General features: G+C 65.3%; 22 protein-coding genes. 11 read left to right on the top strand and 11 right to left on the bottom strand.

From position 1 onward, the window contains the following. Nucleotides 1-241: 241 nt before the first annotated feature. The 4 genes from AC3WK8_RS22185 to speA all read left to right on the top strand — a co-directional run bounded on the left by AC3WK8_RS22185 (nt 242) and on the right by speA (nt 4,554). Entirely contained in the window at nt 242-1,309 is a 1,068-nt protein-coding gene (locus AC3WK8_RS22185) for a DUF2333 family protein (RefSeq protein WP_085595368.1), read from the top strand. Between the two features lie 3 nt (nt 1,310-1,312). After that, on the top strand, nt 1,313-1,849 hold the full coding sequence (locus AC3WK8_RS22190) for an NUDIX hydrolase (RefSeq protein ID WP_085595366.1): 537 nt from the start codon (nt 1,313-1,315) through the stop codon (nt 1,847-1,849). A 197-nt stretch (nt 1,850-2,046) separates the two neighbouring features. Beyond that, on the top strand, nt 2,047-2,418 hold the full coding sequence (locus AC3WK8_RS22195; protein ID WP_022642068.1) for a translation initiation factor Sui1: 372 nt from the start codon (nt 2,047-2,049) through the stop codon (nt 2,416-2,418). Between the two features lie 222 nt (nt 2,419-2,640). Next, entirely contained in the window at nt 2,641-4,554 is a 1,914-nt protein-coding gene (gene speA / locus AC3WK8_RS22200) for an arginine decarboxylase (RefSeq protein WP_031320800.1), read from the top strand. A 96-nt stretch (nt 4,555-4,650) separates the two neighbouring features. Here the strand turns inward: speA and AC3WK8_RS22205 are convergent, their stop codons facing one another. Further along, entirely contained in the window at nt 4,651-5,997 is a 1,347-nt protein-coding gene (locus tag AC3WK8_RS22205) for an MATE family efflux transporter (RefSeq protein WP_085653211.1), read from the bottom strand. A gap of 70 nt (nt 5,998-6,067) precedes the next feature. Then, complete coding sequence (locus tag AC3WK8_RS22210; protein ID WP_085595360.1) at nt 6,068-6,361, bottom strand: hypothetical protein; 294 nt, start codon at nt 6,359-6,361, stop codon at nt 6,068-6,070. A gap of 189 nt (nt 6,362-6,550) precedes the next feature. On the opposite strand from AC3WK8_RS22210, the gene AC3WK8_RS22215 reads away from it, so the two are divergent. The 5 genes from AC3WK8_RS22215 to AC3WK8_RS22235 all read left to right on the top strand — a co-directional run bounded on the left by AC3WK8_RS22215 (nt 6,551) and on the right by AC3WK8_RS22235 (nt 10,986). Then, nucleotides 6,551-6,856, top strand: coding sequence for a MazG-like family protein (locus AC3WK8_RS22215; RefSeq protein WP_022642072.1), 306 nt, complete (start codon nt 6,551-6,553; stop codon nt 6,854-6,856). Continuing rightward, on the top strand, nt 6,853-7,602 hold the full coding sequence (locus AC3WK8_RS22220; RefSeq protein ID WP_085595358.1) for a methyltransferase: 750 nt from the start codon (nt 6,853-6,855) through the stop codon (nt 7,600-7,602). The genes AC3WK8_RS22215 and AC3WK8_RS22220 overlap by 4 nt, the downstream gene beginning before the upstream one ends. A gap of 11 nt (nt 7,603-7,613) precedes the next feature. Further along, nucleotides 7,614-8,240: a DUF4136 domain-containing protein gene (locus tag AC3WK8_RS22225; protein ID WP_103325862.1), complete on the top strand. Its 627-nt coding sequence runs from the start codon at nt 7,614-7,616 to the stop codon at nt 8,238-8,240. A 32-nt stretch (nt 8,241-8,272) separates the two neighbouring features. Continuing rightward, entirely contained in the window at nt 8,273-8,830 is a 558-nt protein-coding gene (locus tag AC3WK8_RS22230) for a DUF4136 domain-containing protein (RefSeq protein ID WP_085595354.1), read from the top strand. A gap of 155 nt (nt 8,831-8,985) precedes the next feature. Beyond that, nucleotides 8,986-10,986, top strand: a complete 2,001-nt coding sequence (locus tag AC3WK8_RS22235; protein WP_103325861.1) for a pilus assembly protein TadG-related protein — start codon at nt 8,986-8,988, stop codon at nt 10,984-10,986. Here the strand turns inward: AC3WK8_RS22235 and AC3WK8_RS22240 are convergent. Together AC3WK8_RS22240 and AC3WK8_RS22245 are read right to left on the bottom strand one after the other, a co-directional pair. After that, nucleotides 10,971-13,736, bottom strand: a complete 2,766-nt coding sequence (locus AC3WK8_RS22240; protein WP_103325860.1) for an ATP-binding protein — start codon at nt 13,734-13,736, stop codon at nt 10,971-10,973. The genes AC3WK8_RS22235 and AC3WK8_RS22240 overlap by 16 nt on opposite strands. Next, nucleotides 13,733-14,170, bottom strand: coding sequence for a TadE/TadG family type IV pilus assembly protein (locus AC3WK8_RS22245; protein ID WP_085595348.1), 438 nt, complete (start codon nt 14,168-14,170; stop codon nt 13,733-13,735). The genes AC3WK8_RS22240 and AC3WK8_RS22245 overlap by 4 nt, the downstream gene beginning before the upstream one ends. A 74-nt stretch (nt 14,171-14,244) precedes the next feature. On the opposite strand from AC3WK8_RS22245, the gene AC3WK8_RS22250 reads away from it, so the two are divergent. Further along, nucleotides 14,245-14,712, top strand: a complete 468-nt coding sequence (locus AC3WK8_RS22250) for a prepilin peptidase (protein ID WP_085595346.1) — start codon at nt 14,245-14,247, stop codon at nt 14,710-14,712. 123 nt (nt 14,713-14,835) lie between these two features. Then, complete coding sequence (locus tag AC3WK8_RS22255; RefSeq protein WP_103325859.1) at nt 14,836-15,618, top strand: response regulator transcription factor; 783 nt, start codon at nt 14,836-14,838, stop codon at nt 15,616-15,618. 37 nt (nt 15,619-15,655) lie between these two features. On the opposite strand, the gene AC3WK8_RS22260 is transcribed toward AC3WK8_RS22255, so the two are convergent. From AC3WK8_RS22260 to AC3WK8_RS22290, 7 genes are read right to left on the bottom strand one after another with little or no spacing between them, the layout of a single operon-like run. Continuing rightward, a complete protein-coding gene (locus AC3WK8_RS22260; protein ID WP_103325858.1) occupies nt 15,656-15,922 on the bottom strand; it encodes a DUF3613 domain-containing protein in 267 nt (88 codons plus the stop codon). Between the two features lie 2 nt (nt 15,923-15,924). After that, nucleotides 15,925-16,659, bottom strand: a complete 735-nt coding sequence (locus tag AC3WK8_RS22265; RefSeq protein WP_085595340.1) for a tetratricopeptide repeat protein — start codon at nt 16,657-16,659, stop codon at nt 15,925-15,927. Nucleotides 16,660-16,669: 10 nt separating this feature from the next. Then, a complete protein-coding gene (locus AC3WK8_RS22270) occupies nt 16,670-17,554 on the bottom strand; it encodes a type II secretion system F family protein (protein WP_103325857.1) in 885 nt (294 codons plus the stop codon). Nucleotide 17,555: 1 nt separating this feature from the next. Next, a complete protein-coding gene (locus AC3WK8_RS22275) occupies nt 17,556-18,437 on the bottom strand; it encodes a type II secretion system F family protein (protein ID WP_103325856.1) in 882 nt (293 codons plus the stop codon). Between the two features lie 17 nt (nt 18,438-18,454). Then, nucleotides 18,455-19,726: a TadA family conjugal transfer-associated ATPase gene (locus AC3WK8_RS22280; protein WP_053132208.1), complete on the bottom strand. Its 1,272-nt coding sequence runs from the start codon at nt 19,724-19,726 to the stop codon at nt 18,455-18,457. Next, on the bottom strand, nt 19,723-20,916 hold the full coding sequence (locus tag AC3WK8_RS22285) for a CpaE/TadZ family protein (RefSeq protein WP_022642087.1): 1,194 nt from the start codon (nt 20,914-20,916) through the stop codon (nt 19,723-19,725). The genes AC3WK8_RS22280 and AC3WK8_RS22285 overlap by 4 nt, the downstream gene beginning before the upstream one ends. After that, the gene (locus AC3WK8_RS22290) at nt 20,913-22,148 is read right to left on the bottom strand and encodes a type II and III secretion system protein family protein (protein WP_103325855.1); all 1,236 of its coding nucleotides are present in this window, start codon (nt 22,146-22,148) and stop codon (nt 20,913-20,915) included. Before AC3WK8_RS22290 ends, AC3WK8_RS22285 begins: the two co-directional genes overlap by 4 nt. Between the last annotated feature and the right edge of the window lie 7 nt (nt 22,149-22,155).

Raw genomic sequence — 22,155 nt, forward strand, 5'->3', positions numbered from 1 at the left:
ATGCTAGCACCACTTTCGGCTCCCATGAGTGTCGTACGTCAATAATGTGCAAAGCGACTTGACCGGGTTCGCCACCGACTGCTCGCATAGGCTGCGGACTGTGCTTCATTTATAGTGGTCGCCCGATACGCAATCGTTGCGCGGCGCGCGTTTGCCTGAAGATTTATCCCGCCAGGGCAAGGCACGATGGAGTAGGGTTGCGGTCGAATCGATGAACCCAAGTGATTGAAAGGATATAGCCATGCTGGATTGGAAGAACCGCGCAGACAGCGCGCCGGAACGGGCCGCCCAACCCAAGTCGGCGACACGCAGCTATTTCGGTAGCCTGCTGTTCAGTCGCGCCCTGGCGACCTTGCTGGGCCTGTACCTGCTGGTCACCGGTGCCCTGGGCTGGTACTGGAGCCAGGAACCGGCGCTGTTCCCGGTCCAGCAGAACGCCCAGCTCGCCGCCGAGAAGGAAGGCCGGCAGATGGTGGTGGGCTACACCACCGTGGAAACCCTCAAGACCGTGGTCAGCACCCTGCTCGACAAGCCGGGCGGCTATATCTCCAACGACCGTTTCCCACCGGGCATCTGGCTGGACAACATTCCCAGCTGGGAATACGGGGTCCTGGTCCAGGTCCGCGACCTGACCCGCGCCTTGCGCAAGGATTTCGCCCGGTCCCAGTCGCAGTCCGCCGAAGACGCCGACCTGGCCAAGGCCGAGCCACGCTTCAACTTCGACAACAAGAGCTGGATCCTGCCCTCCAGCGAGTCGGAATACCTGGAAGGCATCAACTCCCTGAGCCGCTACCAGGCGCGGCTGTCGGACCCGAACCAGAAGACCGCGCAGTTCTATGCCCGGGCCGACAACCTCAACAACTGGCTGGGTGACGTGGGGACGCGCCTTGGCTCGCTGTCCCAGCGGCTGTCGGCCAGCGTCGGCCGGGTCAAGCTCAACACTGCGCTGAAGACCGAAGTCCTGGCTCCGGGCCAGGTTCCGCAGGTGGGCGAGGAAATCGAAGAAACACCATGGATGCAGATCGACAACGTGTTCTACGAGGCGCGTGGCCAGGCCTGGGCGCTGTCGCACTTGCTGCGCGCGATCGAAGTGGACTTCGCCGATGTGCTGGCCAAGAAGAACGCCACCGTCAGCGTGCGCCAGATCATCCGCGAACTGGAGGCTTCTCAGGAAACTGTCTGGAGCCCGATGATCCTCAACGGTAACGGCTTCGGCGTCCTGGCCAACCACTCGCTGGTCATGGCCAACTACATCTCCCGCGCCAACGCTGCAGTCATCGACTTGCGCCAACTGCTCAACCAGGGCTGATCCATGGTCGCGACCACCAATGAGGCGGCCCACCGCGCCGCCTCCGATGCCGAACAGATCGCCTGGGTCGATGGCGAGGACCAGCTGCTGGGCGCCATGGCCCGCTCGGAGCTGCGCGAGCAGGGCCTGATCGGCCGTGGTACCTACATCATGCTGTTCAACTCCGCCGGTGAGTTGTGCGTGCATCGGCGCACCCTGAGCAAGGCCATCTACCCGGGTTATTGGGATGTCGCCGCCGGTGGCATGGTCCTCGCCACTGAGAGCTATGCCGAGTCGGCGGCCCGTGAACTGGAAGAGGAACTGGGGGTGAGTGGAGTCGAGCTGGTCGCCCACGACCACTTCTTCTTCGAGGACACCGACAACCGCCTGTGGTGCTCGGCCTTCTCCGCCGTATGGGACGGGCCGCTGCGTTTGCAGCCCGAGGAAGTGCTGGAAGCACGCTTCCTGCCCCTGGACCAGGTGCTGCGGGAAATCCACGAGAAGCCCTATTGCCCGGACTCCCTGGCCGCCTTGCAGCGCTATCTGGCGCGACGTCGTTAAAGTTGCATAAATTGACGCCGATTGGCTCTTAGCAAGTCGGCTTTTTGCCGTTACACTGCGCGCCTTTTCAAGCTGAGCCAGCGCTATCCTCGCAAGGGACCTGGCCCAGTAGCGCTGCCCCTGCCTGAGTGGGGCTTCGCGGTCGGCGACACCGCCATGTGCCCCGACCAGTCTTTGTCCTCCCAAGAGGATTGCCGGTGGCCAAAAAAGCCGCATCCTTCGCCGCCCTTGGCGGCCTGGTGTTTTCCACCGACGCAGGTCGACATTGCCCGGACTGTAGCCAGCCGGTGGCCGCCTGTATCTGCAAACAAAGCGTGATTCCAGCCGGCGACGGCATTGCTCGCGTGCGTCGCGAAAGCAAGGGTCGTGGTGGCAAGACGGTGACCACCATCACCGGCGTGCCCCTGGCCGAAGACGCCCTCAAGGAACTGGCCGCGGCGTTGAAGAAGCGCTGTGGTACCGGTGGCGCCTTGAAAGAGGGCGTGATCGAGATCCAGGGCGACCACGTCGAGCTACTCTTGGCGGAACTGGTCAAGCGCGGTTTCACGGCGAAGAAGTCCGGCGGCTAGCAGCCTCTGTGAAAACCACCTCTGACTGGACGCTGTCCTGATTGGCTCAGGACGCTGGCGTCGTCTCCATGGTTTTCACAGAGCCTGTTCATGAACGGTTTCTAAACTCGGCCCTGCATGCGTGGTCTATTGCGCTTGCAGGCTAATCGTCATTTTCATTCTTTAGACTGCGTCGGCCCTGGATCGGGGCGGCGCTCTATGACTTCTTTATAGGGGACTTCGATGTCCGTACGACGCACACGTAAAGACGATGGCAGCCAATGGACAGTTGCGGACAGCCGCAGTGTTTATGGGATTCGCCATTGGGGGGCCGGATATTTCGCGATCAATGACGCCGGTCGCGTCGAAGTTCGCCCCAACGGTCCGGGCAGCTTGCCCATCGATCTGTTCGAACAGGTCGCGGAGCTGCGCAAGAGCGGCTTGTCCCTGCCCTTGCTGGTGCGTTTCCCGGACATCCTCCAGGATCGCGTGCGCCAGCTCACCGGTGCCTTCGATGCCAACATCGCGCGCCTGGAATACCAGAGCAAGTACACCGCCCTGTACCCGATCAAGGTCAACCAGCAAGAAGCGGTGATCGAGAACATCATCGCCACCCAGAACGTCTCCATCGGCCTGGAAGCCGGTTCCAAGCCCGAACTGCTGGCGGTCCTGGCCCTGGCGCCCAAGGGCGGCACCATCGTCTGCAACGGCTACAAGGACCGCGAGTTCATCCGCCTGGCGCTGATGGGCCAGAAGTTGGGCCACAACGTGTTCATCGTCATCGAGAAAGAGTCCGAAGTGGGCCTGGTGATCGAGGAAGCGGCGTCGCTCAAGGTCAAGCCGCAGGTCGGCCTGCGAGTGCGCCTGTCGTCCCTGGCCTCGAGCAAGTGGGCCGACACCGGTGGCGAGAAATCCAAGTTCGGCCTGTCGGCGGCGCAGCTGCTGGCGGTGGTGGAGCGTTTCCGCGATGCCGGCCTGGACCAGGGCATCCGCCTGCTGCATTTCCACATGGGTTCGCAGATCGCCAACCTGGCCGACTACCAGCACGGTTTCAAGGAAGCCATCCGCTACTACGGCGAGCTGCGCAACCTCGGCCTGCCGGTCGACCATATCGACGTCGGCGGCGGCCTGGGCGTGGACTACGACGGTACCCACTCGCGCAACGCCAGTTCGATCAACTACGACATGGACGACTACGCCGGCGTGGTGGTGGGCATGCTCAAGGAATTCTGCGACGCGCAGAGCCTGCCGCATCCGAACATCTTCTCCGAGAGCGGTCGTTCCCTGACCGCGCACCACGCCATGCTGGTGGTGCAGGTGACCGACGTCGAGAAGCACAACGACGACGTGCCCGTCATCGAGAACAAGGAAGAGCTGCCCGAAACCGTGCAGTGGCTGGTGGACTTGCTGGGTCCGACCGACATCGAGATGGTCACCGAGACCTACTGGCGCGCAACCCACTACATGAGCGACGTGGCCGCGCAGTACGCCGACGGCAAGCTGACCCTGGCCGAGAAAGCCCTGGCCGAGCAGTGCTACTTCGCCGTGTGCCGGCGCCTGCACAACTCGCTGAAGGCTCGCCAGCGTTCCCATCGCCAGGTGCTGGACGAGCTCAACGACAAGCTTGCCGACAAGTACATCTGCAACTTCTCGGTATTCCAGAGCCTGCCGGACACCTGGGCCATCGGCCAGGTGCTGCCGATCCTGCCGCTGCATCGCCTGGATGAGGAGCCGCTGCGCCGCGCGGTGCTGCAAGACCTGACCTGCGACTCCGATGGCAAGATCAAGCAGTACGTCGACGAGCAGAGCATCGAGACCAGCCTGCCGGTGCATTCGGTCAACGAGGGCGAGGACTACCTGCTGGGCATCTTCCTGGTGGGCGCCTACCAGGAAATCCTCGGTGACATGCACAACCTGTTCGGCGACACCGACTCGGTGAACATCTACCAGCGGGCCAACGGCAGCGTGTACCACGCCGGCATCGAGACCCACGACACCATCGAGGACATGCTGCGCTACGTGCACCTGTCGCCCGAAGAGCTGATGACCCACTACCGCGACAAGGTGGCCAGCGCCAGGATCAGCGCCGCCGAGCGCACCCAGTTCCTGGACGCCCTGCGCCTGGGCCTGACCCGCTCGTCCTACCTGTCGTCCTGACGCTTCGGGCACCCCTGGCGGTGCCCGCGGGCCAAGGCAAAACGCCGTTTCCCCGGTTGGGGAAACGGCGTTTTTCATTTCCGGCGCAAGCTGTGCTCAATGAGCCCTGGCGAACCAGCCATCGCTGCGCTCCAGGCGCCAGGCGAAGACACCAAGGGTCAGGCTGCGCAACAGCATGAACAGCAGGAAGCTCAGCCACAGGCCGTGATTGCCCAGGCCCTGCAAGGCCCAGGCGCAAGGCAGCAGCAGGAGCACGGTGAGCAGCATGCCGTTGCGCATTTCCCGGGCCCGGGTCGCACCGATGAACAGCCCGTCCAGCAAGTAGCTCCAGACCGCGATCAGCGGCAGTACGGCAAGGTAGGGCAGGTAGGTGAAGGCCGTCTGGCGCACGTCGGCAATGTCGGTCTGCATCTCGATGAACAGATGCCCTGCCAAGAGGAACAGCACCGTGAAGCCCAGGCTCGAAAGCAGCGACCAGCCTCCGGCGACCACCAGCGAGCGGCGCAGGGCCCGGTGGTCGCGGGCGCCGATGGCGTGGCCGCACAGGGCCTCTACCGCATGGGCCAGGCCATCCAGGGCGTGGGCCGTGAGCAAGAGGCCATTGAGCAGCAAGGCGTTGGCCGCCACGGTGGCGTCCCCCAGGCGGGCGCCTTGCACGGTGATCAGGAAAAATACCGATTGCAGGGCCAGGCTGCGGATGAAGATGTCGCGGTTCACCGCCAGCAGCGGGCGCCAGCTCTGCCAGCGACGCAGGGCCGCCCAGGCGATCTGTCCCGGATAGGCACGCAGGGCCGGGCGGGTCATGGCCAGGCCCACCAGGGCCCCGGTCCACTCGGCGAGCACCGAGGCCCGGGCCGAACCCACCACGCCCCATTCCAGGCCAAGGACGAACCACAGGTTCAGGGCGATGTTCACCAGGTTGGTGCTGAGCAGGATGGCCAGCGGTGCCCGGGCGTTCTGGGTACCGAGGAACCAGCCCACCAGGGCGAAGCTGGCCAGGGCTGCGGGCAGGCCCAGCAGGCGGGTATGGAAGAAGGCCCGGGTCATCTGGTCCAGGTCCGCCGAGGGCTGCATCAGGTGCAATGCGGCGCCGCTGAGGGGCACGCCGATGATCCCCAGCAGCAGGGCCAGGCCCAGCGCCAGCAACAAGCCCTGGAGCAGGATCTGCCGCAGCGCCGCACCGTCGCTGCGGCCGGCGGCCTGGGCGGCGAAGCCGGTGGAGCCCATGCGCAAGAAACCCATGGCCCAGGCGAGGAAGGTATAGAGGCTGGCGCCCACTGCCACTGCGCCCAGTTGATGGGCGTGGGGCAGGTGGCCCACCACCGTGCTGTCCACCAGGGCTACCAGGGGGACGGAAATGTTCGACAGGATCATCGGCGCGGCCAGGGCCCAGACGCGACGATGGGTGGGGCGGTGACGCCAATCGGTGATCAGGGGGGACATGCGGGCTCCTTGCGTGAGCCGGCATTGTAGCCGCGCAACCTGTTGGCGCCGAGGCCCGGCGCCGTCGGGTTCAGTGGATGATCCAGCTCAGCAGCCAGAGGCCGAGCACCAGCCAGATGATGCCCAGCAGGATCGAGGCGCGCATGAAGGCGCGGATCGCCCAGTAGAGGAACATCAGGCCGATGATCAGGCCGATGATGCTGACGATCGAGGTGTCCATGCCCAGTGCCCGGGCCAGGCCATCGACGAAGTTGCCGCCGGCATGGGTCAAGGTATTGAACAACCCGCCCAGCAGGTCGACGATGAAACGGATGGCCGAGCCGATGGCCTGGCCGAGCCATTCGAAGAAGCTTTCTACCTGCATGTGCATTTCCTGATCATAGAAGGGCGCGTCAGCCGAGCTCATGCTTGGGCCGCCAACGCTGGCGATGAGTTCCCCATCAGCATAGAAGCTGGCCGGTGGTGCGCATTCTGGAGCAGCACGCGGGCGGATGAAAGCGCGCTTGCGTCCGCTGCCCAACCCCCGGAAGCTATAGGCCTTCAGGAGACCCCGATGAACCTAGAGCAACTCACCCAACGCCTGCACGCCATCCGCGACCACAACGACTGGCGGCAATTCCACAGCCCGAAGAACCTGGCCATGGCCGCCAGCGTCGAGATGGCCGAACTGGTGGAGATCTTCCAGTGGCTGACCGAGGACCAGTCCCGCCAGTTGCCGGCGGACAAGCTGGCCCATGCCGGGCAGGAAGTCGGCGACATCGTCCTCTACCTGCTGTTGTTGTGCAGCGAACTGGGGCTGGACATGGACCAGGTGGTGCGCAGCAAGCTGGCGGACAGTGAACGGCGGTTCTGCCCATGAGCGATCGACATTTCGACCAGCTGGCCACACGCTTCGCCGAGAAGATCTATGGCGGCGCCAAGGGCGCGATCCGCCTGGCGGTGCTCCAGGCGGACCTCAAGGAAGCCTTGCCTGAGCGGCCGTTGCGGGTATTGGATATCGGTGCCGGCCTGGGCCACATGTCCCTGTGGCTGGCCCAGCACGGGCACCAGGTGACCCTGGCCGAGCCAGCTGCACCGATGCTCGAAGGGGCCCGACAGCGGTTCGCCGACGCCGGCCAGCAGGGCGCCTTCATCCAGGCGCCCTGGCAGGACCTGCTGGGGCAATTGACCGAGTCCTACGACCTGGTGCTGTGCCATGCGGTGCTGGAATGGTTGGCCGAACCCCACGCGATCCTGCCGGTATTGCATCAGTTGACCGCCGCCGATGGCTGGCTGTCCCTGGCGTTCTACAACCGCGACGCGCTGGTCTATCGCAACCTGCTCAAGGGGCATTTTCGCAAGTTGCGCAAGAATGACATGGCGGGTGAAAAACAGAGCCTGACCCCGCAACAACCGCTTGATCCTCGCGAGCTGGCGGCGCAACTTGATGGCAAGTGGCGAGTCGAAACCCAAAGCGGGGTGCGGGTATTCCACGACTACATGCCCGTGGAGTTCCAGTCCCGTGCCGAGCTGACGGATCTGCTGGAGATGGAGCTGGCTCATCGCCGACACCCAAGTTTCGCCGGGCTTGGGCGTTATCTGCATTGGCTGTGCCGGCCGGTCTGACGGAGTACTCGATGAAACGCCGCCTGGGTCTGCTGTTTTTGTGTTCGACCCTTGCCGCCTGCCAAGGCAGCAATCCCTATGTCGCCAGTTCCAGGCCGCTGCCGCCGGCGCCACCGCAGGCGGCCACGACCTTCGACCGTAGCGCCTATCCGGCTGCGCCCCGGGACTACGGGCGCTACCGTAGCTGGGCCTGGCTCAATGGTCGCTTGCCCGCGGGCACGGCCTGGGCCGATTCGGCGCAGGTCGCCGAGGCGGTCAGTGGCGCCCTGGACCAGCGAGGCCTGCGCCCATTGCATGACAACCGCCCGGCGGACCTGTGGGTCAGCGCCGACCTGCGCCTGGAAAAACGCCTGCGCCAGGTCCAGGAGGACTACGGCTATGGCGGTTACGGCAGCTACGATCGCTACGATCGTTATCACCGCTACGGACCGGGCTACGGCATGTACGGCAGCGTACCGATGGTGCGTACCTACGAAGTGGAAGTGGTGGTGGTCAGGGTCGACCTGTACGACGCCGGCAATGGCCAGCCGGTATGGAGCGCCAGTGCCGAGACCAGCAGCAAAGGCTCCTTGGGCGAGCGCGCCGATGCACTGCGCGAAGCGGTGCAGAAGGCCATGGCGGCCTATCCTCCCAGCTAGGCCGGTGTCCTGATTTCAAGCGGAGATACGATATGTTCCATCGAATCGCATTACTGGCCTGTGCTGCCTTGCTCAGCGCCTGTGCCGCCAACCAGGTGAACCATGATTTCGACGCCAGCAGGGATTTTGGTGCCTATCGCAGCTGGAGCTGGAAGGAACCCGCGCTGCAGTACCGTCCCGATGATCCGCGGATCAGGAGCGATCTCACCGAGCAGCGCATCCGCCAGGCCGTGGCCGAGCAACTGGACCAGCGCGGCCTGCGTCCGGCTCGAGGTGGCGCCCGGGCTGACCTGGAGGTCCAGGCCTACCTGATCGTCGAGGATCGCCAGCAGCAGGTCACCACCAACTATGGCGGCGGTTGGGGCGGCCCGTGGAATGGCTACTGGGGTGGGCCTGCGTACAACGAGACCCGCAACATCACCTACAAGGTGGCGACCATCCAGGTGGATCTGCTCGATGGCAAGGACGGCAAGCTGGTATGGCGCGGCAGTGACGAGCAGTTGCTCAGCAGCTCGCCCAACCCCGCCGACCGGGCCTCGGCAGTGCGTGCCACGGTGACGCGCATCCTGCAGAACTACCCGCCCCGCTAGACCCATGGCGTCCTGGCGCCGCCCCGGGCGCCGGGGCGCGGCGCCGTCAGTCAGCCGGGCTGGCACCTTGCCAGCGCTGGCGGTGGAGCTTGACTACACTGCTTGGCATCGATGGAGGCAGCCCCTGGGCTGAATGTCGGTAAAGGAGTGCCTCGATGTCTCCCCTCAAGCGGTTTTCCGGTCCTGCCCGCCAGCGTGGCGCCATCGGCCTGATGGCGGCGGTCACCTTCGGCCTGGCGTTGGTGTTCATGCTGCTGGTGGTGGACAGCGGCCGGTTGTACCTGGAACAACGCAAGCTGCAACGGGTCGCCGACAATGCCGCCCTGGAGGCGGTCAGTCGCGGTGGCACCTGCCAGGCCGGCCTGACGGCCGCCGCCTATGCCAACCAGAACGCCACTCGCAACGGCTTCACTCCTACTGCCGGCAGCAGCACCCTGGCCGCCAGCTGCGGCACCCTGGTCACCGGCGCCAACGGCCTGCGCAGTTTCACCGTCAATCCCACGCAAGCGGTGGCGGTACGAGTGATCGTCAGCAACACCGTGCCCATCAGCGTGGCCGCTGGAGTCGTCGCGCTGTTTTCTCCGGGCCCGATCAACCTCACCACCCAGCTCAGTGCCACGGCAGTGGCCGCGGCGCCGACGCCGCCGGTGGCGCAGTTGAGCATCCGCAGTACCCTGGGCACGGTCAGCACCGCGCAGTCGAGCATTCTCAATCCACTGGTGGGTGGTTTGCTGGGCGGCAGCCTGAACCTCACGGCCGTGGGCTGGAACGGCCTGCTCAATACCAACATCAACCTATTGAGCTTCCTCGACCAGCTGGCGATCAATCTCGATGTAGCGGCAGGCAACTACACCCAGTTGCTCAATACCACCACCACCCTGACCAAGCTGATCCAGGCGGCGATCACCGTGGTCCAGGCCAACGGCGCGACGGCCGACATCCTCACCGCCCTGGGCAACCTGCAGATCGCCGCGCTCAATGCCGCACCGCTGAAGCTGGGGGATATCCTCAAGCTGCAGACCGGCCTGCCGAGCACGGCACTCAATGCCAGTGTGCAGTTGTTCCAGTTGGTGCAGGCCTTTATCCAGCTATCCAACAGCAACAGCGCGGTGGCTGCGACAGTGCCGATCAACGTCCTGGGGCTGGCCAACATCAGCGTGCAGACCAAGGTCATCGAACCACCTCAATTGTCGGCCGTCGGCAATCCGGCCCTGGCCAAGCTCGACCCTACCGGACCCAACCGGATCTACGTGCGTACCGCCCAGATACGGACCCTGGTCCGGGTCAACCTGTCGCTGCCGCTGGTCTCGGGCTTGAATGCCGCGGTGGGTAACCTGGTGGCACCGCTGACGCCGGTACTCAACAGCCTGTTGAGCCTGAACCTGGTGCAGACCCTGGGCTCGGCACTGTGCCTGTTGGGGGCGGGGTGCCAGCAGTTGTATCCAGACCTGGCGCCGTCATCGGAGATCGACTTGAGCCTGGATGCCGGTGGGGCGGTCGCCTACGTCACCGATTACAGCTGTCCGGTCAATGGCAATAGCGGGACCAAGAGCCTGAGCGTGCACACCACCAGCTCCCTGGCCGACCTCAAGGTCGGGCTGATCGATCCCACCAATGCCTTTTCTTCTTCCGCCGAACCCACGGTGACACCACTGCCCCTGGTGGACCTGGGCATCCGCACCTGCTACCAGTTCCTGGTGCTGCCGGGGCATTGCGATCCGGTGGTGCACTACGCTGGCGGTGGGATCGCGATCATGGTCGATTCCAAGGTCGGGCAAAGTAGCCAGGACCTGGTGTACTCCAGTTCGACCTCGCCCTATCCGGTACCGCCCAATGTCAACCAGACCCCGAGCTACCAGACGGCGGCGCCCACCAGCAACGTGATCGGCAGCCTGGCCGGCACCCTGGCCGGCATCAACCTGGTGGTCTACAAACCGGTCAACGGAACCCCCCTGGGTTCCATAGTCACGGGGCTGGCGTCAGCCATCAACGGGGTCACCAACTTGCTGACGCCGGTGATCACCGGTCTCCTGAGCCCGCTGCTGGATCCCTTGCTGAACAACCTGCTGTCGGGCCTGGGGGTCAACCTCATGGATGTCGAGGTCGGCGCCAACCTGACCTGTGGCCAGACCGGCAAGGCCTACCTGGTGATCTGATCCGCCGGGACTATCGGCAGCTCGATGCAGAAGCGCGCGCCGTCCGGGCCGTTGGTCACGCTCAGGCGTCCGCCCATGTTCTCGATGATCCCGTAGCTCACCGACAAGCCCAGCCCGGTGCCCACGCCCACCGGCTTGGTGGTGAAGAAGGGTTCGAAGATCCGTTCCAGCAGGCGCGGGTCGATACCGCCGCCGTTGTCCTCGACCCACAACCGCACCCACTGCTCGTCGCGCTGGCCATGCACCGAGATCCACGGCTTGAAGTCGCCCTGGGCCTGGCGCCTGGATAGCAGGGCGTCCCGGGCGTTGACCAAGAGGTTGATCAGCACCTGCTCGAGCTGGTCGACGAACCCCATGACCTGGACCTCGAAGTCCAGCTCGCTGATCCGCAGGTCCAGGCCCTTGCCACGCATGCCTTCGGCCAGCAGCGACAGCGTGCCCTCGATGGCCTGGGACGGGTTGAAGGGCTGTTGCTCCACCTCCGAGCGCCGGCCGAACACCCGCATGTGATCCACCACCCGCGCCGCGCGCTGGACCTGGGCGTCGATGCGGTTGAGCTTGTCGGTCAGGTAGTCGATTTGCACGTCGCCGTTACCCAGGCGCTTGAGCACGTTGACGATGGCCATGCGCATCACGTTCAGCGGCTGGTTGATCTCGTGGGCGAGGCCGGTGGCCATTTCGCCGAGGGTGGCCATCTTCGCGCTTTGCGTCAGCTGTTGCTGCGAGCGCCGCACCTCGGTGTTGTCGCGGCCCACGGCCTGGATCTCCAGCAGTTGGCCCTGGTCATCGAACACCCCGCGATCGGACCACACCCACCAGGCATGCTCGCGGCCCGGCAGCTGCAAGTTGATCTCGGCGGTACTCACGGGGTATTCCGGGCTCAGCAGCTTGATCCGCCGCTCGAACCCCTCACGCTGCTCAGCGGACAGCCACTGGCCCAGGTTGCTGCCCGGCAGGTCCTGGGCGGCGCATTCCAGGTAGGCCGCCAGGGGCCGGTTGCCGAAGGTCAGGGTCAGGTCGGGACGGTAGCGGCAGATCATCGCCGGCGAGTCTTCCACCAGGATCCGGTAGCGCTCCTCGCTCTGGCGGACCTGCTCGGCGGCCAGGGTCGCCTCGGTGACGTCCAGCCACAGGCCCACGGCTTCCACCGGCAGGCCCAGGTCGTCGCGCAGCAGCCGGGCTTCGTCCAGCACCCAGTGGTAGGCGCCATGGCTGTCTTGCAGGCGGTAGCGGGTATGCACGTTGCCTTCACGCAGCAACTGCCGGCAGCGCTGGAAGTACAGGTCGTGGTCTTCGGGATGCACCCGTTCCACCAGCTTGCCGTCGTTGCAGTCCTCCAGGCCCCAGCCCAGCAGCGGTTGCAGGCTGGCACTGAAGAAACTGGGTTGCAGCGCGCCTTCGACATAACGCTGGACGTAGATCACCGCTGGCGAGCTGGCGATCAGGTTGTCCAGCCGGGCGTGGGCTGCTGCGGCTTGTTGCTGCTGGTTCTTGATGTCGCTGATATCCAGCATGAAACCCACCAGCCGCTGGCTCTCCCCCCGACCCAGGACCTGGCCCTGGAGGCGATACCAGAGTGGCGCGCCGGCAGGATCGCCATGGTGCAGGCGTACGCTGAGCAGCAATGGCTTGCCCAATTGCAACGCTTGCAGGCGGCTGGCCAACTCGGCGCGATCGGCCGGGTGGAACAGCTCCAGCCAGGCCTCGAGGCCCAGGCGGCCGTGGCCCTCGGCCAAGTGCAGGCTGGCGGCCAGTTGGCTGGCCAGCTGCACCTCGGCGGTAGTCGGGAACAGCTCCCACCAGCCGGCACCCAGCAACCCCTGCAGGGCATCCAGGCGTTCCATCTGCAAATGATGGCGATGTTCGCGCAGGCGCCCGAGCAGTGGTCCGGCCAGGGCCGCGGTGAGCATCAGCCAGTCGCGCTCCAGCAGCTCCGGCGCCTGGCGCTGGACGGCGTAGCCGCCGCACAGCAGCCAGGCGGCTACGCCATGGTCGTCGCGGTAGGGCACCAGCCAGCCTTCGCGGTGGGCGAAGATGCCTTGCAGGCGTGGGTGTTCGTCCAGCCCGTGGATCTGGTTCAGGCGCAGTGGCGTGTTGCCGCTCAGGCTGTCCAGGCCGCTGCCCAGGGGCTGGCCGTCCTGCCACAGACGCGGGGCGTCGTGGGCGTGGTAGCAACTGTGGATCACCCAGCCCTGTTCCTGTTCGTCCAGCAAGGCCAGGCCCAGGCAGGGGATATGCCAGGCATGGGCCAGGTCGGCGAGCAGGTCGTGCAGTACTTCCGGCAGGCGCACCAAGCTGCATTGGCGGATCTGTTCGCTGCTCTGGGCGGCGAAGATCTGGCTGCGCTCGCGGCACAATGCCTGTTGGCGTTGTTGGACCAGGTCGCCGATGTCCAGCAATTGCAGGTGCCAGTTTGCGCCTTGCTGCTGGACCCAACCGCGCAGGTACAGGATCTGGCCGGCGAGTCCGCGCAATTGCAGGTCCAGCACCTGGCCGCTCCAGTCGGCGGGACCGCCTTCGAGGGCCTGGGTGCTGGCGGGTACCACGTAGTCGACCAGTCGGGTCGGCTCGGCCCTGGGCGGCAACTGTGCCAGGGCGTGACGCAAAGGCCCGGCAATGCTCAGCACCCTTGCAGACGCATCGAGGACCAGCAGCAAGCCGCTGTTCTGGATAGGGGGCTCTGGCGCAGGGTCGCTGGCCGCTGGCGGGCGGCCGAGGAAACGCCCGAAGAGCTTGTCGCCGGGACTCAAAATTGCAAGCTCGATTGAACGGATAGGCTGCTGGGCAAGCTGGGCACCGGACCGATCAGCGGCAGCACCACCTGGGGCATCACCTGGTTCAGCTTGCTGATGGGATAGTTCACGCTGACAGTCAGTACGCCGCTGCTGTAGGTCGCGCTGTAGTCGTTGGCGCCGAAGTTGAAGGCCGACGGAATCCACCCGGTCTGGGCCTGCACCACGCCGAGAGCGAGGTTCTGCACCGTGGTGGCGTAGTTGGGCGTATTGGGGTCGACCTTGACGGCCTGGCGCAGTGCCTCGGCGGTGGCCTGGTGGAAGGATTGCATCATCAACAGCGGCACGCTGTAGCTGACCAGGCCGTAGAACACCGCGAAAAAGATCACGAAAACCGCCGCGAACTCGATTGCCGCAGCGCCTTTCTGTTTTCTAGGGAGGCCCGGTTTCATGAGTGCGTCTACCCTGACAACCACTATGTCCATTGAGCATAGGATCAAACCGCCGAAAGGGACTGTTCTGGCCGATGCATTTCTTGGTTTTGTGGAGCTGGTTGGCACTCTGTGCGCTGCAGGACCTGCGCCAACGGCGGATCGCCAACATCCTGACCCTGGGCGCTGCGCTGCTGGCGGCGCTGTACCTGGCGTGGGCCGGCAGCACCTGGCTGGGAGCATCGCCCGCCGAAGGGGGCTGGGCCCTGGCGGTGGCCCTGGCGCTGACCCTGCCCGGCTATGCCATGGGCAAGATGGGGGCGGCGGATGTGAAGCTCATGGCGGCCCTGGGCCTGGCCTCCGATCTCCAGCATGTGCTGGGCGCGTTCATCGGCGCCGGGCTATGCAGTGGGCTCTGGTGGTTGTTTGTCCGGCTTTGCAGCTCGGCCAGACAGGCACTTGGGCCATCTGTCCGGGAGGAGCCTTCGCGGCCGTCAAAAAAATATCCCTTCGCGCCTTTTGTCCTGGCTGGAATGGTCTTAACTGTGATGGTGGCCCATTAGTCGCCGGGCCGTTTAACGCTATGTACATAGTCGGAAAGTAGGTCTAGGTTCTAGTTCAGCGGCCTGGATCATGCGAGGCACACAGGAGTGGCCGGTCGGCGCCGGGCCCGCACGGAGTAACACGTGAACAAGCTCACTTCACAGATGAAAGTGCTGGTGGTGGACGATCAACCCCTGATCGTCGAGGAACTCTGCGAGTTCCTGGAGGGCAGCGGCTATCGCTGCGTGCCTTGCCAATCCAGTCGCGATGCGGTGGACAGCTTCGCCAGGTATCCGGAGATCGCCCTGGTGCTGTTCGACCTGCACATGCCCGACCTGGACGGCATCGAGCTGGTGCAGGAACTGCAACGCATCGCCGGCAAGCACCGGGTGTTCGAGGCCATCATGCTCACTGGTCAATCCGATAAGCAGGATGTGATCAAGGCCCTGCGGGTAGGGGTAGCCGACTACTACCAGAAACCCATCGACCTGGCAGAGCTGCTCGAAGGCTTGCGGCGCCAGGAGGCTGCCTTGCAGGAGCGACAGAAGAGCCTGCACCTGGGGCAGCTCAACCAGAAGCTGCAGTTTCTTTCGGAGTCCATCGACGATCTCTACCAGGACCTGGACAAGGTCCGTCGCAGCCCCGCCGACCCTGGAGCCCAGGCTGAGCCAGGGGCCGATGCCGATACCGTCGAGATCCCGACGATCTTCAACCAGCTCTCGCCCCGCCAGCTGGACGTGGCTCGCCTGGTGGGCAAGGGCCAGACCAACTACCAGATCGCCTGCGAGCTGGGTATCACCGAGAACACCGTCAAACTCTATGTTTCCCAGGTCTTGCGCCTGACCCACATGCACAACCGCACGCAGCTGGCCCTGGCCCTGTCGCCGAGCAATTCGGGCCTGCGCCAGCGCGTCACCGAGCACTGATCCCTGGCGCCTGCGGCCCCAGGCGACGCCTTGCCAGTTACTTGGTATCGATCTTCCCGCCGGCATCCGGATCGTAGAAGTCCGGGATCTCGTACTGGTATTTCTTCAGCCAGCGTTGCAGCGCCAGTTCCTGTTCGCGGGCGGTGGCGCTCTGTGGTTGTGGCGAGGCTTGCAGGTTGCGGCTTTGCAGCAGCAGCCAGCCTTCGGTCTCCTGCTGCTGGGGCGAGGCCGGGCCGGGGTCGATGGCCTGGGCCGCCAGGGGCAGGGCCAGTAGCAGGGGGCAGCAGAGCATGGACAGTTTCATCTTCAGCGCTCCTTGGCAGGTATGGCGTCGGGTTGCAGGCTGGCCGCGCCACTGGCCACCTGGGTCACCTTGGCGACGGGTTTTGCGGAGGTCTTGAGTTCTTCGGCGCGGGCCTGGGCCTGGGCGAACTGCTGTGGGTTCAGGCGTGCGCGGCTGACCACTTGCGAGGCCTGCTGCCAGTTGTCCTGGTAGAGCAACAGAGTCACCAGGTTGATGGCCGCCAAGGGATCGGACTGCTGGAGCTCGATGGCGGTCAGGAACTCGAAGCGGGCGTCTTCGAGTCGTAGCTGGTTGAGGTAGACCACACCCAGGTCGTTGCGGATCTTCTCGTTGGTCGGCGCCAGGCTGGCGGCCCGTTGCAGGTGCGCCTGGGCCTGGCCGTTGTCGCCCCGGGCAGCGGCCAGCTGGCCCAGGCCGTGTTCGCCTTCGGCGGCCAGGCATGACCCCAGCAGGCTGCGATACAGCGGCTCGGCCTCGCTGCGGCCCAGCAAGCGATAGACCCGGGCCTTGCGCACCCGGACCTCGGCCAGGTTGTCCGGCAGGCTCTGCAGGTTGGCCAGGCCGGCGTACAGCTTGCCATCGTTGGTCATGTCGTCGGCCAGGTTCACCGTCAGTTCCTGTTCGGAGCTGAGCTTGGCGCAACTGCTGGAGCTGGTCAGGGCCGCCCAGGGCGCCTGGCCGTTGCTGGCGCAACCGCCCAGCAGTGCCAGGCAAGCGATGGCGATCAGTGGTTTCATCAGGTTTCCTCTAGGACGCGAAGGCCCGGGCGATGGCGGTGAAGCCTGGCCCGGCCAGGACGATCAACAGGGCGGGGAAGAGAAACAGCATCATCACCACCGACATTTTGGCCGACATTTTCGAGATGTATTCCTGCAGGCGGGTCAGGCGCCGGTCATCCAGCAACTGCTTGAGTGCTTGCAGCGACTTCATCGCGCCGCCGCCTTGCAGGATCAGTTGCTGGAGGATCACGCAGGTGTCGGTGAACTCATCCACCGCCAGCAGAATTGCGGTCTGGTTCAGTTCGTGGCCCAGCTCCAGGCCCGAGTCGACCCGTGCCAGGACCAGGCGCAGCTCATGGGTCAGCTCCGGCAGCAGTTTCTGCGCCTCGGTACTCAGCACCCGCAGCGCCTGTTCCACGGCCATGCCCGATTCGAACAGGATGCGCAGCAGTGGAATGAAGGTGGAGATCTCCAGGGCGAGGTGTTTCTGCCGGCGCTGGGCGAAGTAGGCCAGGGCGCGCTTGGGCAGCAGGTAGCCGGCACCGGCGGAGAGCATCGGCAGCAGCCACTTGTTGGTGGCGTTAGGGTAGGCCACTTCCTGGATGAACAGGGTCAGGCAAACCACCACCAGCGGCGTGGCCAGTTGCAGGGCGGCGAACAGCGAGCGCTGGTTGGCGCGGCGCCAGCCCAGGCGGTTGAGCAGGGTCTGGGTCTCGCTGTCCATGCTCACCGCGCGTTGGCCGAAGCGGCTTTCGCCAAGCAGGCGCAGCCAGCTGCCCAGGCGACTGTCGCGGGTCATGTGACCCTGCAGCCGTTGGGCGATCTGGCGCTCGCGCCGGCGTTGCTCCAGCACGATGTTGCCAAGCAACAACGCGGCTCCGAGGAACAGCAGCAGCGCCGCTAGCAGCAACACTTCAGATACTCCTCAGCATGCGCCACAGCGCGAGGCAGCCGACGATCTGCAGGCACACGGCGGTGATCAGCATCTTCTGCCCGGAGGGGTCATGCCACATGCCGAGCATGTAGCCGGGATTGGTGAACATGAAGTAACCCACCAACAGCAATGGCAAGGCGCCCAGGACCCAGGCGGTCATGCGGGTTTCCCCGGTCATCGCGCTCAGTTGCCGGGCTCCTTGCTCGCGCTCGCGGATCAACTTGATCAGGTTTTCCAGCAGCTCGCTGGCATTGCCGCCGTAGCGATGGTTGACCTTCAGGCCCAGGGCGAACATGCGCAGTTCGTCCTGATCGTAGAACTCGGCGAAGTCGCTGAGCGCTTCCGGCAGGTTGACCCCCAGCTGCACGTTGCGCTGCACCCGGCCCATGGCTTGCTTGAGCGGGTCGTTGCTCGACTCGATGGCCCCCAGGATCGCATCCGCCAGGGTCCGCCCAGACTTCAGGCTGCGCACGCTGTGGTCCAGCAAGGGCGGCAGCTGTTCGATCATGCGCCTGATCCGCCGCTGGTAGCGCCAGCTGACGTACAGGCGCAGCAGTATGGGTGGCCCCAGGGCACCGCCCAGCAGGCCGAGCCAGTCGGCCAGCAGATAGCCCAGCAGCATGCACAGGGCCCAGGCTGCCAGCCACAACCCCAGGCGCTCTCCTGGCTGGCCCAGACCGGCGCGGATGAAGGTGCGTTCCAGGCCGGTCCAGGAGCTGGGGGGTGGTGCCTGGTCGGGCTGTCCTTCGGCCAGGCGGCTGAGCACCCGCTCGCGCTCGGTCTTGCGTACGCCGTGATAGAACATCCAGCCGGACAGTCCCAGCAAGAACAGGCAGATCATGGTCAGCAACAGCGCGATCATGGCTCCCCCCCGGCGGTTCAGTTGAGGCCCAGCCCGATTTCCCGGCGCAGCTTGTCCCCGGCGGGGTTGAGCGCCTCGCGCAGGAAACCGAAACCGGTGCGCCGATCCAGGCGGAACAGGGTATTGGTGACATAGATGTCGTCGCGGATGCCCACCACTTCCACCACCTCGCTGACGCAGCGGCGGCCGTCGGGCATGCGACTGAGCTGGATCACCACGTCCAGGGCCGCGCAGATCATCTGCCGCAGGGTGCGCTCGGCGACGTGGCGCCCAGTCAAGCCCACCAGGGTCTCCAGGCGCAGCAGGGCATCCTGGGCATTGTTGGCATGCACGGTGCTCATGGAGCCGTCGTGGCCGGTGTTCATCGCCGTCAGCACGTCCAGCACCTCCACGCCGCGGATCTCGCCGAGGATGATGCGGTCCGGGCGCATCCGCAGGGCGTTGCGGATCAGGTCGCTGGCCTTGACCTCGCCATGGCCCTCGGCATTGGGCGGACGAGTTTCCAGGCGCACCACATGGGGGTGTCCCAGTTGCAGCTCGGCCACGTCCTCGATGGTCACCAGGCGTTCATGGGGATTGATCAACTGGCTGAGGATGTTCAGCAAGGTGGTCTTGCCGGTGCCGGTACCGCCGCTGATGAGGATGTTGCAGCGCTTGCCCACCGCGTCCTGGAGAAACTCGAAGATCGCCTGGTCGATGGTCTGCATGGCGATCAGGTCGCTGCTCTTGAGCATGTCCTTGCGAAACTTGCGGATCGACAGGCACGGGCCGTCCAGGGCGATCGGCGGAATGATCGCGTTGACCCGGCTGCCGTCTGGCAGGCGTGCATCGACCATCGGCGAAGATTCGTCGAGGCGCCGGCCCAATGGCGCAAGGATCCGTTGCATCACGCGCTCCACGTGGTGCGCATCGATGAAGCGCAGGTCGCTCTGGTGCAGCACTCCGTCGCGTTCGACGAAGACCCGGTGCGGGCCGTTGACCAGGATCTCGGTCACCGCCGGATCGCGCAGCAGCACTTCCAGGGGGCCGAAGCCGGTCAGCTCATCGACGATCTCCTCCGCCAGGCGCTCCATTTCATAGCGGGAAATGGCCAGGTGCATGCGCGCGATGTATTCGGCCACCTTGTCGGTGACGAACTGCGAGAGGTTCTGCCGCGAGCTTTCCAGCAGGTTCTTTCCCGACTCCTCGATGGCATCGATGATGTAGCGATGCAGGACCAGCTTCAGGCCTTCGTGGTCGGCGTTGCCGCTGGCGCGGTTCGACGCGCCAAAGAGTTTTTCTCCGCTCATCGGCCCCCCATGATCCGGTTCAGCCAGCCGGCCTTGGGCTGGGGCAGGCCTTGGGAACGCTTGGCCAGGCGTTCACCCAGGGTCCGCAGGGCTTGTGTCAGTTGTTCGCGCGGGCCCAGTTCGAACAGGGTGACGCCCTGGTTCTTGGCGTTCAGGCGCAGCTCGGGGCTGAACGCCAGTACCGCGATCACCTCCAGGCCGAAGGTCTTGCCCAGGGTGTCGGAGTCCGGGGCGACCGAGCGCAGGTAGCGGTCCACCAACAGGCGCGCGTGCTCCAGCTTCATGCCTTTTTCCCGCCAGTGGTTGAGTACTTCCAGGTTGCGTCGGCAGTCGAGCACGTTCTGGTCGGTACACCACAGCAGCTTGTCGCAGTGGCTGACGAAGGTGCGCAGGGCCTCGCTGTCCGGTTGTCCCACCAGGTTCACCACGATGTGCTGGAAGTGCTGGCGCAGGGCGCTGAGCAGCATGTACAGCTCCGCCGCGCTGGTGTGTTCCAGGGGCTCGTCGTGGCTGGCGTAGGCGAGGATCCGCAACCCGGCCTCGGCGCTGGTGAAGGCGCTGTCGATCAGGGTGGTATCCAGGCGGCGCAGGTGGCGCAGGGCATCGCCGAAGTGGAACGAACTCTCCAGGCCCAGCAAGGCCAGGCTGTCGCCCCGGGGCAGTCCGAGATCCAGCAGTAGGGTCTGCTGGCCGCTCTTCTGCACCACCAATGCCAGATGCCCCGCCAGCAGCGCGCCGTCACCATCGCCCTGGGCGCCGTAGAGCACGGTCAGGCCGCCCAGCTGGGTGCTGGGGGTGACCGCCGGCAGGCGTTTGCTCAAGCGCCGGACCAGCCCGGCGACCTCGCTGGAGCGCGAGCCGTAGGCGACGAAATCGCGGGCCCCGGCGCGCATGGCGTTGAGCACCAGCTGGTTGTCCATGCCATCGCCCAGGGCGACGATCGCCAGCATCGGCTTGGCCTCCAGGGCGCCCTCGATCAGCGCCGCCTGGGCCACCACGTGCTCGCGGTCGAGGCCGACGAACACCAGGTTGGCGCAGGTCACGTCCACCAGCGCCAGCAACTCGTCCAGGCTGCCATCGGCGCCCACCACCTGGCCCAGGGGCGCCAGGGCGCCCTGCAGCCATTCCAGGTCGGTGCTGTTGCGGGTGATGGCGAGGAAGGTCTGGCTCAGGTTCTGGTTCTGGCTCATTGCGACAGCCCACTGCGTTTATCGAAGTTGCCGTTCTCGAGGAAGAACATGCGATAGAAATTCGGATCGTAGTTGCGCAAGCGTTCCCCTGGCAGGGCCGGCAGCTTGGCATCCACCGCCAGGGGTTGGACCAGATGCGGGGTGACCACCATCAGCAGTTCGCGTTCTTCGCGGCTGATGGAGTTGTCGCGAAAGAAGGCGCCGAGCACCGGCAGGTCGCCCAGCCCGGGAAACTTGTTGACCTGGGAGCTGTTGCGGGTGCTGATCAAGCCGCTGATGACGAAGCTCTCGCCGTCGGCCAGGGAGATGCTGGTATCGGTACGACGGATGGTCAGGGCCGGCACCCGAGTGCCGGCGATGGCCACGGAGTTGCTGTAGTCCAGCTCGCTGACCTCGGGGGCGACCTTCAGCGAGATGCGCCCGCGATCGACGATGGTGGGAGTCAGGGTCAGGCGGATGCCGAACTCCTTGTATTCGATGGTCACGCTGTTGCTGCCGGTGCTGGGTACCGGGATGGGGATTTCGCCCCCGGCGAGGAAACTCGCGCTCTGGCCATTGAGGGCCACCAGGCTCGGGCGGGCCAGGGTATAGGCGAAACCGCTGCCTTCCAGGGCGTTGATCAGGGTCAGCACCCGGCCGCCGCCGAAGCCGATGTTGAACGAGTCATTGTTCAGGGGAATGCTGCCGAAGACTGGCGTAGTACTGCCGGAGGTGCCGCTGGTGACCGGGGCGGTGTTCGGCGAGCCGATCAGGAAATTGTGCCCGCGGCCGAACAGCGAGACGCTGGCCTCCTTGAGCTTGGTCCGGCTGACCTCGACGAAGCGGATATCGGTCTGCACCTGGCTGGGCAGCGGCGCATCAGCGCTGCTCGATACGCGGGCCGCCTGCATCTCGGCGCTGGCCCGGCCCTGGACGAACACCATGCTCTGGCGTGGAGTGCTGGAGCAGGCGGTCCAGACCATCAGGCTGGTGGCTCCAGGGCCCATGCCGGTGAGCAGAAAGGCCCGGTCGCCGGTGGCCTGGACGTCGGCGATCTTCGGGTCGCCCACTGCCAGCCGGGTGATCGCCACCGGCGATTGCAACTGCTGTTGCAGGCCTTCGCCGACTTCCAAGACCCCGGGCAACGGGGCCAGGCCCGAGCAGCCCGTTGCCGGAGCGGCCTGGACCGGATTCCAGAGCAGCTGGGCCAGGGCCAGCAGGGCGATGAGGGTGGGCGTGGAGCGACTGCGCATGTATTGC

It is taken from the genome of Pseudomonas sp. FW507-12TSA (assembly GCF_058781435.1).